We start from the raw sequence: 14,649 nt of genomic DNA, 5'->3' as shown, positions 1-14,649 counted from the left end.
CCTATTTTTTTTTATTCATTATCTAAAATCTCAGTCAAAACATCTGCTTCCGTTCCGTTAGGAAAATCTATTTTTATTTTTTGAGCAATACTTGGAGCTATCTGAGAAATTACCTTCCTATCAAAAGAGGCTCCTTTTTTAATATTCCAACCGTAAAATAATAAAGGTACATGAGTATCATAATTAAAAGCTGTTCCGTGAGAAGTCCCTCTGCCCTCATGCGCACTATATCCCGGCTTGTCTAAAACAACCAAATCACCATTTTGTTTTGGATCATAACCTTTAAAAATATAATTCAAATAAAAATCGGTACCATTAGCACTTAAAATTTCTTCTTCAGTATATACTCTTTTTACCTGAGGCTGTGCCATTAAAAATTCTTTAAAATTCTTTTTAACCTCATCTAAAACCAAATTGTTTTCTTTGATTTTCTTTTTATCTAAAAACAAATTGTAATTTGAATAATTCAACACCAAGTCGGTTCCAAAAGTAGTTTTAGAAAATTCACGAAGCTTATTTGTAAATTGCTTATAAGCTACAGGTAGTAACGAATACTTATTGTCTTTTAAAAAATTTTGGTTCTCAGCTGCAGCATGATCCGAAGTAAGAAACAATAAATAATTATCCTTTCCCACTTTTTGATCTAAAAAACTCAGGAAATCAGCAATGGTTTCGTCTAATCTCAAATAAGTATCCTGAACTTCTCTTGAACGAGGTCCTGTCAAATGTCCAATATAATCTGTTGAAGAAAAACTAATGGCTAAAAAATCTGTTTCATTATCTGTCCCTAAATTTTCGTTTATTACTGCTTCTTTGGCAAAATCAGCTAAAATACTATTCCCAAAAGGCGTTGTTTTAATAACTTTAGCGCCATTTTTAACATACATCGATTTTAAATCATAAGGAAAAACAGGTTTTTCACTTCCATACAAAAGACCTTCGTACGTATTATCATCTGCTAAACTTTTATCATAAACAGATTCAGACTTCAACAAAGTCCAATCCTTATTTAAATAACTTTCGTAAAGTTTCTTCTCATTAAATCCTGATACCCAATCCGGTAATTGTTTTCCATAAAAAGTACTTGAAATAAAATTTCCTGAATCACTCATCCAAAATGCCCAATTCGCAAAATGTCCGGCAGGAAGTATAGCTCCGCGATCTTTTATACTAATACCAATAACTTTCCCTCTGAAATTTGTAGCCAAACGCAACTCGTCTGTAACCGTTGTTGCTTCTAAATTAACTGGCGACATTTTACCTTCATCAGCCTCTCCTTTTCCTAAAATACTAACCGAAGCATCATCAGTACAATATCTGGATTTCTCTAAGGACCTATCAAACCAGGTATTCCCTACGATCCCATGAATTGCCGGTGTAGTACCTGTATAAATTGAGGCATGACCAGGTCCGGTGTAAGTGGGCATATAATTATACTGTGTATTATGAAAAACATAACCAGCATCCATTAGTCTACGAAAACCCTTTCCGGAAAAATCATCCGAAAAACGATAGAGGTATTCCATTTTCATCTGATCCACAACTATCCCCACCACTAACTTAGGTCTTTGTTGAGCATAGGAATTAAAAATTACTACAGAAGTAAAAAGTAAGATTATTTTTCTCATAATATAAATTAGATATGAAAAACAAAAATACAAATTAAAGTGAGTGTTAAAGATTATTGGATCGTAATATAAATTACAACCAATATACTATTTAACTAATCCAAAATTGAAATTTAGCTTTGGCGACTAATTCAAACTTAAAAAACTTATTTTTGTATCCACAGAATTACTATTCTATCCGAAATACAAAGCTTACAAACCAGTATAATGAAATACATTTTAATCTCTTTTTTACCTTATAATTCTAAAAAAATCTTTTTTTTTCTAGTACTTTTTCTTTCTATAATTTTTAATTCGAATGCCAAGACTGGAAAATGGACTAGTAAAGTAACCGAAGGTACAATCGAATATAAAGTAAATGAAGCCAAAAATCCAATTAAAGATTACAACGGAAACTTTTTGACAGTCGTTTATTTAGAAAATCTTTCCCTGAAAAAAATTGGAAAATATAGTAACAAAAAAAATGTGAACTGGTTAGTAACTAAGGGCTACCGTGTTATTGAATTGGATTATAAAAAAAATAAAAATGCCAGAGCTCTTAAAATTAATGAGGACATTATTGCCATCAATGATTCGATAACAGCCGGAAACTTTTGCGGTTTAAAAAACTGCTCCATGTATAAATCTTATGTTTTGTTTGAAGGATATCGGATAGCCCGAGATGTTAGTTATTTTATAGATAATCCCAAAATTTATAATACACCGGAACAATACACCGTGGGCGATTCTTTGCATATGGATATTATTTATCCCGCTAATGCAAAAGTCAAAATACCAACTATTCTTTCTTTTTCATACAGCAACAGTTATGCTTTTTATGACAGTAATAAAGGAATGCTTACCGATGCCTATAAAGATCAAAGATTAAATCTGCCTTATACATTTGCCGGATTTAATGATTCATTTCTGGAAGGAGCACCTGCTAATGGTATGGCCTGGGCAATTGCGGATCATCCTAAATATTGTCCATGGGGTAAAGGTACAACCGTAAATGGTCCCAGTGATGCATATAAATCATTCGAAACGAATCCTGATGCTGCACAAAAAGTAAAATCGGCTATTCGTACATTAAGAGTTTTTGGAAGCAAAATGGGACTATCTGACAAAATAGGCATTTTTGGTTTTTCCAGAGGTTCCACAGCCGGATCTATGGCCATTGGGGATAAAAAAATAGAAGAAATTGAGAATGCAGGATTTCATACAGGTATTTCAGATGCTGTACAAGTAGCAGCTTTAGGACCTGGTGTTTTTGATTATACACAAATTTATAATACACCGGATGATGGTGATAAAAATTTAGAACAAAGATGTCCTTGGGTTTGGGGAACTTTAGAAAATAACAGAAAATTATGGGAATCGATGGGGTCTTCTTTCCTCGTTGAAAAAACTGCAGCTCCTACTTTATTCTTTTATAATACTGATGATGATTCTTATTATGCAGATCAAATTAAACATTTCAAAAGCAAATTAGATAATTTAGGAGTTCCAACAGCTACGCTGATTAATTATGGAAAAGGACACGCCATTCCACAAACTGCAACTACACTAAATAGCCTCTATAGTTTCTTTAAAAACTACCTTTCTCCTCCAAAATTGGACAAATAACATTTAAATTTAACTGTAAAACATCCTGTACAAGGTAGCTATTAGCTAAAAAAACATTTTATTATTTAGAAAGATTAAATTCTATTTTCAAATCCTTTTCTTCGACTTCTACAATTAACAGCTCACCAAAAAAAACACAACAACCTAAAAAACAACACATTAAAAAACCACATCTCTTCTCTATAAAAACTTCAAAGCAATTTTTAAAACTCCTACTAAAGAAATAACAAACAACTTATCAATGTTTTGTTAATTTTTATTTTTATTTATTCTAAATAATATTTGCTTAAACCATTTTTACAATTTACATTTGCAGTGTTATTTTAAATGAATCCAAATAAACAACGATATGAAAAAAATTTTACTGCCCACAATAGCACTATTATTTTCAATACCAAATCACGCTCAAGAAATCGCTTCAGCATCAAACCACAATACCTCAGAAATCATTTCAAATCCTTTTGATACTATCAAAAACAAAAAAGGACAAATCCTAAAAGAAATAACCATTACTGGTAACAAACCTCAAAAACCGGTTTCGGCAGCAAGATCAGGTATCAAAATCATGGATTTACCACAAAGTGTTCAGGTTATTGATAACGAAATCATCACACAACAACAAGCCATTCGTTTAAGTGATGTCATCAAAAATGCCAACGGTGTTTATGTAGGTTCTGCTCGTGGCGGTGCTCAGGAATCCTTTTGGTCCAGAGGCTACGATATGTCCAGCAACAATATGTTTAAAAATGGATTCAGATATAATGCTGGTTCAATTCCGGAAGTTTCTGGTTTAGAAAAAGTAGAATTCTTAAAAGGAGGTTCTGCCCTTTTATTTGGAAATGTTGCTCCGGGAGGAATTTTAAACTTGGTTACTAAAACTCCAAAATTCGAAAAAGGTGGTGAAATCTCAATGCAGGCAGGAAGTTATGACTACTATAAACCATCAGTAGATTTTTATGGTCCTTTAAATAAATACATTGCATACCGTTTTACAGGTTCATATGAAAACTCAAAAAGTTTTAGAGATTATGTAAAAAATGACCGTATCTATTTCAACCCGTCATTTCTATTTAAAATTAGCGAAAAAACACAAATTATCGCACAGGGAGATTACCTAAGTGCTGACTGGACTCCGGATTTTGGTACAGGAATTATTGGAGAAACTGTTTTAAATATCCCTCGTAACACTTACTTTGGAGCACTATGGTCAACCGGAAATACTAAATCATCCAGTGCTTCCTTGTTATTCAACCATGATTTCAATAAAAACTGGAAATTAGCTTTCAATTCTTCTTTCCAATCCTATAGAAGAACTCAAAAATCTACAGCTCAAATGAATGGTGTCACTTCAAGCGGTAACTGGAAACGAGGCTTAACACAGGCTGATGCTGCCGAAATAATTTTTGGAGACCAATTAAGCTTACAGGGAACTTTCAATACAGGAAAAATCAAACATCAAATTTTTACAGGAGTTGATTATGAAAATTCGATTGCTCCAAGTTATACTTTTGCTTTTGCATTAGCTGATTATGGCACAATTAATCTTTTTGATTACGACTATAGTACACAAAGTAAAGAAGCTCCATTTTCTAAAGCTACACAATTAGCTACAACTAACACACAACGTTTTGGAGCCTATGCTCAGGATTTAATCTCTATTAATGAATACATTAAAGTTTTAGGAGGTATCCGTTGGTCTTGGCAAGAGGCTGATGTTGACACAAAAAATCTATCAACAGCTATAACCACTACAAGTGCTAAAACCTTAAACAAAGCTTATTCACCAAAAGCAGGATTGGTAATTCAACCAAATAGAGACATGTCTATTTTTGCCAGTTATTCAAACTCATTCACTCCAAACACAGGAACTACAGTAGATTTAAAAACATTAGCTCCGTCTATCATTGATCAATTTGAGGTAGGTATTAAAAAAGACTTCTGGAGAGGAATTTTAAGCACAAATGTGACTTTATACCAAATAAGCAATAATAACTTAGCGCAAACTGCTCAATTCCAGGCCGACGGAGTAACACTAAATGTAAACAATAATTTAAAAGAATTAGTAGGAGCTACAAAAGGAAAAGGTATCGAGGTAGATGTCACTGCAAAACCTACAGAAGGTTTAAACATTATCGCCGGATATAGTTTCAATGAGACTAAAATCTCTAAATCTTCTGGAACAAGCGGAAGTTTAGTAGTTGGAGATATTCTTGCAAGAACACCAAGACATACTGCTAACCTGAGCTTTTTCTACAAATTACCTAGTGGTACACTAAAAGGATTGAGTTTTGGAGCTATCGCAAGTTACATTGGAGACAGAACCGGAGGATGGAATGACCGTTATGTGTGGACAGAAGTTCCAAATTCTAACCCAAAAGCATATACTGTTACAATCGAAGACCGTGATATCCCATTAAAAGGCTATACTACAGTGGATGCTTCAGTAGGTTACGAGTGGAAGAAATTCTCAATCTTATGTAAATTATCTAACATCACTAACGAGTTGAATTATACTGTTCACGAAAACTACAGTGTGAACCCAATTGCTCCTCGTCAGGTAATGACCAGCTTAAAATATAAGTTCTAATCCTGATAATTTTATTTTTTTTCAAAGCTCCTGATTTCAGGAGCTTTTTTATTTAAAATCAATTGGATAAATTTAAGTATCTTTAAAATACCATTGAAAACCAAGCCTTTTTATTATGAAAAAAATATCCAAAGAAGACATCAGTCAGGAAATATTTGACTTATACGACGACTACGCCCACAACAAAATTGAGCGCAGACAATTTATCGAAAAACTTTCGGTATTTGCCGTTGGAACCTTAACACTACCATCGTTATTAAGTTTCATTACACCAGATTATGTTAATTCAATTACTATTCAGCCAGATGACCCGCGTATTGACTCTGATTATATTTTTTATGAATCACCAAAAGGCGGAGGAAAAATAAAAGCGCTACTTTCTAAACCAAATAAAAAAACTAAAAAACTTCCGGGAGTAATCGTAGTACACGAAAACCGGGGACTAAATCCCTATATCGAAGATGTAGGACGACGATTAGCCGTAGATGGATTTATTAGTTTAGCTCCCGACGCCTTAACTCCATTAGGTGGTTATCCCGGAAATGATGACGCTGGAAGAGAGTTACAGAAAAAAAGAGACCGCTATGAAATGCTGGAAGATTTTATTGCCGCTTATTATTATTTAAAAAATCATCCGGATTGCAACGGTCATATAGGCGTAGTTGGATTTTGTTTTGGAGGATGGATTGCTAATCTAATGGCTGTAAAAATTCCAACATTAAATGCTGCCGTTCCTTTTTACGGTGGCCAACCCACAGCCGAAGAAGCCGAACAGATTAAAACACCTTTATTATTACAATATGCAGGCTTAGACAGCCGGGTTAACGAAGGATGGCCAGCTTTTGAGACTATTTTAAACAAAAATAAAGTTCCAAACACCGCTTACATTTATCCAAATGTAAATCATGGATTTCATAATAACACTACTCCTCGTTATGATGAAAAAGCAGCAACTCTGGCTTGGGAAAGAACAATTGATTTCTTCAAAAAACAACTGAAATAATTGAAAACGAAATCATTTTCACAGAATTAAAATTTTAATTTACTTTCAAATCATTTAATAGTACCTTTGCAGCTCAAATAATTAAAATGAGATTACACCGAAATTTAGTATATACTACTATTGATTCTCTAAATGCGATATTTAACGAAGGAGAATATGCCGATAAAGTAGTAGCAAGAGCCTTAAAAAAAGACAAACGCTGGGGAAGTTCCGATAGAAAATTTGTTGCCGAAACTATCTACGAAATTGTTCGTTGGAAACGTTTGTATGCAGAAATTGCTGAAGTAAAAGAACCATATGACAGAGACAATCTTTGGAGAATGTTTGCTGTTTGGGCTGTTTTAAGAGGTTACCCAATTCCTGACTGGCGTCAATTAGAGGGAACTCCTGAACGAAAAATCAAAGGACGTTTTGACGAATTATCAAAAAACCGAGTTTTCAAAGAATCCATTCCGGACTGGATGGATGAAATAGGTGTTAAAGAATTAGGCGAAAAAGTTTGGGCTAAAGAAATTGCAGCTCAAAACCAACCTGCTAAAGTCATTCTAAGAACCAATACTTTAAAAACAACTAAAGAAAAATTAAGAGCCATCTTAATGGATTTAGATATTGAAACGGAATTTCTTCCGGATCAGGCTGATGCTTTAGTCTTAAAAGAACGTGCCAATGTTTTCCTGACTGATGCTTTCAAACAAGGATTATTTGAAGTACAGGATGCAAGCTCTCAATTAGTCGCTCCTTTTCTGGATGTAAAACCAGGAATGCGCGTAGTAGACACTTGTGCAGGTGCAGGAGGAAAAACGCTGCATATCGCTTCTTTAATGGAAAATAAAGGACAATTGATTGCTATGGATTTATACGAAAGTAAATTGAAGCAATTAAAATTAAGAGCAAAAAGAAACAGTGTTTTCAATATCGAATACCGTGTTATTGATACTACCAAAGTAATCAAGAAGCTTCATGAAAAAGCAGACCGCGTTTTGATTGATGCTCCTTGCAGCGGATTAGGAGTTTTAAAAAGAAATCCGGACGCCAAATGGAAATTACAACCGGAGTTTATTGACAACATCCGTAAAGTACAAGCTGAAGTTTTAGAAAACTATTCTAAAATTGTAAAACCGGGTGGAAAATTGGTTTATGCAACCTGCTCTGTACTTCCATCAGAAAATCAGGAACAGGTTGAACGCTTTTTGAAAACAGAAATTGGTAAACAATTTACTTTTGTTGAAGACCGAAAAATCTTAGCTTCTGAATCTGGATTTGATGGTTTTTATATGGCTTCGTTAGAACGTAAAGAAAGTGTGAAAAAACAAGAATAAAGAGAATAGAATTTAGAAAATAGACAATGGCGCATAAAAAAATCCTCGATATACTCGAGGATTTTTTTTATTCAATTTTTATCTTTTCTCTTTATTCTTTCTTCTATTCTCTTTTTTAATCGTTCATCGAAATCAAAAACTCTTCATTATTTCTGGTTTTCTTAAAGCGATCATTGATAAATTCCATTGCCTCAACCGGATTCATATCTGAAAGATATTTACGCATAATCCACATTCTTTGCAATGTTTTATCGTCTAATAATAAATCATCACGACGTGTACTTGAAGAAGTCAAGTCAATTGCCGGGAATATACGTTTGTTAGCAATTTTTCTATCCAATTGCAACTCCATATTACCAGTTCCTTTGAATTCTTCGAAAATAACCTCATCCATTTTCGAACCTGTTTCGGTCAAAGCAGTAGCAATAATACTCAAAGAACCTCCTTTTTCTACATTACGGGCAGCACCAAAAAAGCGTTTTGGTTTCTGCAAAGCATTTGCATCAACACCACCGCTTAATACTTTTCCTGAGGCTGGCTGTACAGTATTATAAGCTCGGGCTAAACGCGTGATAGAATCTAATAAAATCACCACATCGTGACCACATTCTACCAAACGTTTTGATTTTTCAAGAACAATATTAGCAATTTTAACGTGTTCCTGTGGCTCTCTGTCAAAAGTTGAAGCAATTACCTCACCACGTACTGAACGCTGCATATCGGTTACCTCTTCAGGACGTTCGTCAATCAATAAAACAATAAGATATACTTCAGGATGATTAGCAGCAATTGCATTAGCAATTTCTTTTAACAACATGGTTTTACCTGTTTTAGGCTGAGCCACAATCATACCACGTTGTCCTTTACCTATTGGAGAAAACAAATCGATAATTCGGGTTGAAATCGAACTTTGTCTTTCAGCTAATTTAAATTTTTCAGATGGAAAAACAGGAGTTAAATGTTCAAATGAAATTCGGTCTCTAACTACCTGTGGATCGTGTCCGTTAATTTTTAAAACACGAACTAAAGGAAAAAATTTCTCTCCTTCTTTAGGAGGCCTCACTACTCCTTTTACAGTATCACCGGTTTTTAAACCAAACAATCTGATTTGGGAAGTTGACAAATAAATATCATCAGGAGAGGCTAAATAATTATAATCCGAAGAACGTAAAAAACCATAACCGTCAGGCATCATTTCTAACACCCCTTCACTTTCTATAATTCCGTCAAATTCAAAATCAGAGTCTCTAAAATTATTGTTCTTTTTATTTTTAAAATTCTGATTTTGGTTTTGATTCTGATTCTGATTAGAATTTTGGTTTTGGTTTGGATTCTGTTTGTTTTGATTTACTTCGTCAGTTCGCTTACGCTCGTGTGGGTTGATTTTCTTTTGAGGAGCAGGAGTAATCACTTCTGAAGTTATTTCCGCCTGATTCAATTCTGATGAATTCGTTTCTTTTTGAACTCCCTCGGCAGTAACATTATTATCAACAACGTTTTCCTTATTTTCTTTGTTCTTTTTTAAAGCAATCTTTTTTTCATAATTTGCTTTATTAAACTTTACAGCCTTATTTTTTACAGAACTTCCGTCTTCTTTTATTGTTTCTTCTGTTTGTTCTTTTACAACTTCTTTTTCTACAGTTTCAGTCAAGGAATCCGGCTTTTCCTCACTTTTTACCTCAACAGGCACTTCTGTATTTGCAGATGTAATCGTTTTATTTTTAGGAGTCACTTGCTTTTTAACCGGTGCAATACGAGCCCTTTTAGGCTTATCATCTGTATCAGCTGCCATCGTTTTTTCTTCAGTAACTGTAGCGGTTTCTAAAGATTTTTGAAAATCTAAAATACTTGTAATTAAAGCTTCTTTTTTAACACCGTTGTATTTTATTGTTTTAGCAGCTTTAGCTATTTGTTGAAGCTCAGAAAGCTTCATTTCTTTTAATGCAGAAATATCAAACATGAATGTTCTATGAGTTTAATTTAAAATGGGGAACCTTGAAAAATTTAGGTGTATTTTTTTCTTTGAATTGACCGCAGTATGAAGTGCTTACGGTATTATATTGCAATAATACGAATAAAAATTAAGGATACAATAGTATTTTAAAAAAAGAAAATATATTTTTGTGGAGCAATAATGATAATATGATACAACGTATTCAAACCGTATATTTACTCTTAGCTTTTGTTATCACAGGAGTTTTGCCTTTTGTATTTCCTTTATGGACATTGGATAATGGCAAAATATTTTTGTTCATGCAAAATCAGCTTTATGTAGTTTTATTTGGATTGAGTACAACCCTGTCAATATTAAGCATTTTATCCTATAAGAAAAGACAAAATCAATTTGTTATTAACAGATTGAACATCATATTAAATTTGATTTTATTAGGATTGTTTTTATATCATTCACTAAATTTATCTGGAGAAACTCCTGAAGTTTCTGAGAAAGGTATTGGGATGTTTCTGCCTATTTTTGCTATCGTAGCATTAGTTTTAGCTAATAAAGCAATCAAAAAGGATGAAGATCTTGTAAAATCTGTGGATAGATTGAGGTAAACCTATAAATTTTAATTTATTAGTGCGAAGGAAACCCGAATATAAATTCGGGTTTTTTTGTTTTATTTTTTTTACATTTGAAAACAATAGAATCTCGTTATGAAAAAAACAATACGAATTCATTTAGCCGACGACCACAAAGTATTAATTGATGGTATGCGTACCCTATTGAATTCGATACCAAATTTTAATGTTGTTGGTTTTTCTCTAAAAGGGACTGACCTTTATGAAGAAGTTTCTAACAATGCTACTGATATTTTAGTTTTAGACATCAGTATGCCCGAAAAAGACGGCATCGAAGTACTAAAAGAATTCGCTAAAAATGGCTTCCCTTGCAAAGTAATTGTTCTTTCCACCTATGACGACATCAAAATAATTCAGGAGGTGATGAAATTAGGTGCTAGTGGTTATTTAACTAAGCAATGTGCAGGTGAAAATATTGTTGAAGCCATACAAGTAGTGAGTACTGGTGAAGAATATTTTTCGAATCAGGTTCGGGAAACAATATTCAATTCGGCAACTAAAAAAAATCCAAAACTCAACAAAACTACTATTAGCACAGAATACCAACTAACTGGAAGAGAAATTGAAATCATCACTTTGATTGCTTTAGAATATAGTGGAAAAGAAATCTCAGAAAAGCTTTTTATTAGTTCGAATACTGTAGAGACACATCGTAAAAATATTTTAAAGAAATTAAATGCTAAGAACACTATTAGCTTAGTCAAATTTGCCCTAAAAAACAATTTGATTAAACCTTAAACTAAAGTCGCTTCAACTTTTTACCATGTTTCAAAAATGTTTTCATAGTTTGTTCTTAGTACTCATTTTGTGCAGTACTAATATCTTGTTTTCAAGAACAAAAAATGAAACACAAAAAAAAGTTGCTATTTTAACACAAAAAGCTACCAATTTAATGAAGTCTGAAAGATTTGAAGAATCCTTAATTCTTTCCCGACAAGCTTTAGGCAGTGCCGTAATCTTAAAAGACAACAATCTTATTGCTTTAAATTACAACACCATAGCCGCTAATTTTGACGAACTTGGCGAATTCGAAAAAGCATTATTTTATTACAAAAAAGCAATAATTTATGCTAACAAAACTACGAACTCGCACCTTAAAAACTGGCTTTATAACAATTTAGGAAATATTCATTGTTTTAATAAAAAAGAATACAACAAGGGAATTTATTACTACAAAAAATCCCTGGCATACAGTACAAAAATTGGGGATTCATCAGAAATTTTCCTGACTAAATTCAACATTACCTGGGCTTATTTTGACATTCGAAAATTTGATTTAGGTCTTCCTTATTTGAATTACATTAATAAATACCAAGAAAAAAACAGTGACAAATCAACTCTTGTCATATTAAACATGCTTAACGGCATGTATCAGTCACATATTAACAACTCAAAAAAAGCTACTTTTTATTTTGAAAAAGCAATTAAACTAGGCCAAGAAGACAAAGACAAAACCGACTTATCATATGCCCATCAGGAATATTCCTTTTTTTTATTTAAGATAAAAAAATTCAAAAAAGCCTATGAAAACCTAAATGCTTACAACAAAATCACTAACGAACTTAAAAACGAAGAAAAATTAAAAAAACTAAACGTCTTAGGTATCAATCTGGAAATTGATGAGTACAAAAGAGAAATTGACCACATAAAAACAGAATACAAAACCAGTCACCAATTACTATTAGAAAAACAATCTAAAAACCGATTAATTAGTATTGCTATTATATCTGCACTACTACTCGTTATCGTTTTTTCATATTTGTATTTTCAAAACATTCAGTTAAAACAAAAAAATAAATTAAAAGAAATCGAAAGTAAAATCCAGGAAAACATCATTACAGCTTCGGTAAATGGTCAGGAAATGGAACGTAAAAGAATTGCTTCGTTTTTGCATGACAACATCAGTGCTTTACTTTCTTCGGCGGCCCTGCACTTAACTGTTTTTTCTTCAAAAAACGACACTAACAGTGAAGAAATTACTAAAACAAAGTCGATTCTTATCCAAACTCATTATAAAATCCGTGATTTATCACATCAGCTTTTACCTTCCTTATTGGCTCGTTTCGGATTATTTTATGCACTAAACGACTTGTGCGAATCAAATTCTAACTCTTCTATCCATTTTGATTATTCTACAAATGTGAACAATGAAACCCGATACAATGAAGAGTACGAAATGAAAATGTATTTCATAGTGAGTGAATTATTAAACAATATTATCAAACATAGTAAGGCTAATAAAGCCAAAATAAACCTAAAAGAAATTGATTCCCATCTTCACATCAGCGTAAAAGATAACGGAATAGGTTTTGAAATCAACAATTACCAAACAATTGAAGGCTTTGGATTGAACCAGATTAAGGCTAGAATCAACACAATGGGGGGAAAGTTTAGAATTATTTCAAGCACCAATAACGGAACTACGATTAAAATCATAGCACCAATTGAATACAAAACTTAATTACACTCTTTTTTCTAATTCTATTATTTCCAAATCTTTGATTTTATCTCCATCGATTAAAAATCGTAACATAGTACGCACTTGATGAAATCCACTTTTACCACAGGCACCAGGATTCATATGTAAAAGATTGTGTTTTTTATCAAACATGACTTTTAAAATATGTGAATGTCCACATATGAATAATTGAGGTGGATTAGCAGTCATTTCGGTTTTTATATTGGGGTTGTATTTTCCCGGATAACCGCCAATATGTGTAATCCAAACGGCAACTTCTTCGCACATAAAACGATTATGCAAAGGAAATTCTAAACGTGCCTGAGCATCATCAATATTACCGTAAACAGCTCTTAAAGGTTTGTATTTTTTTAAAGTATCCATCACTTTTAAATCACCTATATCTCCTGCATGCCAAACTTCATCAGCCTGTTGCACATATTTTAAAATGCTATCATCGATATAGCTGTGAGTATCCGAAAGCAAAAGGATTTTTTTCATTTTTTTTTAAGAATCTAAGATTTCAAGACGCTAAGATACTAAGGTTTTTCAAGGTTTAGCCTTGATAATTCGGGAGGTTTTTCCAGAAAAAACAATAGTTGTACCAAATACCTCATCAGATACCTCTTAACAAAAACTTAGTATCTTAACGACTCAGTACCTTAGCTACTTTTTTGTACCTTTGAAACTCTGAAACTTTGAGATAAAAAACTTGAGATATTTTATAAAATTAGCCTACAACGGAACCCCTTATCATGGTTGGCAAATACAGCCAAATGCCGCTTCAGTACAGGAAACTTTGAATAAGGCTTTTTCCGTTTTATTGCATTCTGAAATTAGCTTAATGGGAGCCGGACGCACAGACACCGGTGTTCATGCCAAGGAAATGTATGCCCATTTTGATTTTGAAACTCCTTTTGATATTCCAAAGTTAACGCACAAACTCAATTCCTATCTTCCTAAAGATATTGTGATTTATGGTATTTTCCCCGTAAATGAAGAGGCACATTGTAGATTTGATGCTATTAAAAGAACATACGAATACCATATCAATATTTATAAAGATGCTTTTTTACAAGAACAAAGTTGGTATTTCAATCAGACTTTAGATGTCGGTTTAATGAATGAAGCCGCCAAATTATTATTGAATTATACCGATTTTCAGTGTTTCTCAAAAGTGCATACCGATGTAAATACATTTGATTGCAGCATTTTTGAAGCTTATTGGAAAAAGGAAGGAAACAAACTAATTTTTACAATTTCGGCCAATCGTTTTTTGAGAAATATGGTGCGTTCAATTGTAGGAACATTGGTAAATATTGGATTACATAAAATAAATTTAAACGATTTTATTGCTATTATCGAAAGTAAAAACAGAGAAAAAGCCGGTTTTTCGGTTCCTGCACATGGATTATATTTAACTAAAATTGAATATCCTTATTTAGATAATTAGCACTTAGGATTAAAAC

11 protein-coding genes are annotated in these 14,649 nt (G+C 32.8%); 8 read left to right on the top strand and 3 right to left on the bottom strand.

Features of this window, described 5'->3' with window-relative positions; all coding sequences use genetic code 11:
- Nucleotides 1–11: 11 nt before the first annotated feature.
- Nucleotides 12–1,628 (bottom strand): alkaline phosphatase PafA, encoded by a 1,617-nt coding sequence (pafA, locus tag BLR17_RS15645; RefSeq protein WP_066324568.1) that lies wholly within the window; start codon nt 1,626–1,628, stop codon nt 12–14.
- Nucleotides 1,629–1,835: 207 nt separating this feature from the next.
- Here pafA and BLR17_RS15640 point away from each other — a divergent pair, with 207 nt between their 5' ends.
- From BLR17_RS15640 to BLR17_RS15625, 4 genes are all read left to right on the top strand, one after another.
- Nucleotides 1,836–3,233, top strand: a complete 1,398-nt coding sequence (locus BLR17_RS15640; RefSeq protein WP_066324565.1) for an alpha/beta hydrolase family protein — start codon at nt 1,836–1,838, stop codon at nt 3,231–3,233.
- Between the two features lie 349 nt (nt 3,234–3,582).
- Nucleotides 3,583–5,820 carry a TonB-dependent siderophore receptor gene (locus BLR17_RS15635; protein WP_066324563.1) on the top strand — a complete coding sequence of 746 codons (2,238 nt, stop codon included), beginning with the start codon at nt 3,583–3,585 and terminating at the stop codon, nt 5,818–5,820.
- Nucleotides 5,821–5,935: 115 nt separating this feature from the next.
- Nucleotides 5,936–6,823, top strand: coding sequence for a dienelactone hydrolase family protein (locus tag BLR17_RS15630; protein WP_066324561.1), 888 nt, complete (start codon nt 5,936–5,938; stop codon nt 6,821–6,823).
- 86 nt (nt 6,824–6,909) lie between these two features.
- A complete protein-coding gene (locus tag BLR17_RS15625) occupies nt 6,910–8,142 on the top strand; it encodes an RsmB/NOP family class I SAM-dependent RNA methyltransferase (protein ID WP_066324559.1) in 1,233 nt (410 codons plus the stop codon).
- 115 nt (nt 8,143–8,257) lie between these two features.
- On the opposite strand, the gene rho is transcribed toward BLR17_RS15625, so the two are convergent.
- Nucleotides 8,258–10,102 carry a transcription termination factor Rho gene (gene rho, locus BLR17_RS15620; RefSeq protein WP_066324554.1) on the bottom strand — a complete coding sequence of 615 codons (1,845 nt, stop codon included), beginning with the start codon at nt 10,100–10,102 and terminating at the stop codon, nt 8,258–8,260.
- Between the two features lie 182 nt (nt 10,103–10,284).
- Here rho and BLR17_RS15615 point away from each other — a divergent pair, with 182 nt between their 5' ends.
- The 3 genes from BLR17_RS15615 to BLR17_RS15605 all read left to right on the top strand — a co-directional run bounded on the left by BLR17_RS15615 (nt 10,285) and on the right by BLR17_RS15605 (nt 13,183).
- Nucleotides 10,285–10,698, top strand: coding sequence for a DUF4293 domain-containing protein (locus BLR17_RS15615; protein WP_066324552.1), 414 nt, complete (start codon nt 10,285–10,287; stop codon nt 10,696–10,698).
- 99 nt (nt 10,699–10,797) lie between these two features.
- The gene (locus tag BLR17_RS15610; protein ID WP_066324551.1) at nt 10,798–11,460 is read left to right on the top strand and encodes a response regulator; all 663 of its coding nucleotides are present in this window, start codon (nt 10,798–10,800) and stop codon (nt 11,458–11,460) included.
- A 154-nt stretch (nt 11,461–11,614) separates the two neighbouring features.
- Complete coding sequence (locus BLR17_RS15605; RefSeq protein WP_245683153.1) at nt 11,615–13,183, top strand: tetratricopeptide repeat-containing sensor histidine kinase; 1,569 nt, start codon at nt 11,615–11,617, stop codon at nt 13,181–13,183.
- Here BLR17_RS15605 and BLR17_RS15600 read toward each other — a convergent pair whose 3' ends face one another.
- Entirely contained in the window at nt 13,184–13,681 is a 498-nt protein-coding gene (locus tag BLR17_RS15600) for a metallophosphoesterase family protein (RefSeq protein ID WP_066324543.1), read from the bottom strand.
- A gap of 211 nt (nt 13,682–13,892) precedes the next feature.
- On the opposite strand from BLR17_RS15600, the gene truA reads away from it, so the two are divergent.
- The gene (gene truA, locus BLR17_RS15595) at nt 13,893–14,633 is read left to right on the top strand and encodes a tRNA pseudouridine(38-40) synthase TruA (protein WP_066324541.1); all 741 of its coding nucleotides are present in this window, start codon (nt 13,893–13,895) and stop codon (nt 14,631–14,633) included.
- Nucleotides 14,634–14,649: the final 16 nt, after the last annotated feature.

The organism is Flavobacterium glycines (assembly GCF_900100165.1).
Lineage (GTDB): Bacteria > Bacteroidota > Bacteroidia > Flavobacteriales > Flavobacteriaceae > Flavobacterium > Flavobacterium glycines.
This window is presented reverse-complemented; position numbering and strand designations above follow the sequence as displayed.

Coding starts and splice junctions, on each gene's coding strand:
- pafA (WP_066324568.1), bottom strand. CDS start 1,628: ATGAGAAAAATAATCTTACTTTTTACTTCTGTAGTAATTTTTAATTCC.
- BLR17_RS15640 (WP_066324565.1), top strand. CDS start 1,836: ATGAAATACATTTTAATCTCTTTTTTACCTTATAATTCTAAAAAAATC.
- BLR17_RS15635 (WP_066324563.1), top strand. CDS start 3,583: ATGAAAAAAATTTTACTGCCCACAATAGCACTATTATTTTCAATACCA.
- BLR17_RS15630 (WP_066324561.1), top strand. CDS start 5,936: ATGAAAAAAATATCCAAAGAAGACATCAGTCAGGAAATATTTGACTTA.
- BLR17_RS15625 (WP_066324559.1), top strand. CDS start 6,910: ATGAGATTACACCGAAATTTAGTATATACTACTATTGATTCTCTAAAT.
- rho (WP_066324554.1), bottom strand. CDS start 10,102: ATGTTTGATATTTCTGCATTAAAAGAAATGAAGCTTTCTGAGCTTCAA.
- BLR17_RS15615 (WP_066324552.1), top strand. CDS start 10,285: ATGATACAACGTATTCAAACCGTATATTTACTCTTAGCTTTTGTTATC.
- BLR17_RS15610 (WP_066324551.1), top strand. CDS start 10,798: ATGAAAAAAACAATACGAATTCATTTAGCCGACGACCACAAAGTATTA.
- BLR17_RS15605 (WP_245683153.1), top strand. CDS start 11,615: ATGAAGTCTGAAAGATTTGAAGAATCCTTAATTCTTTCCCGACAAGCT.
- BLR17_RS15600 (WP_066324543.1), bottom strand. CDS start 13,681: ATGAAAAAAATCCTTTTGCTTTCGGATACTCACAGCTATATCGATGAT.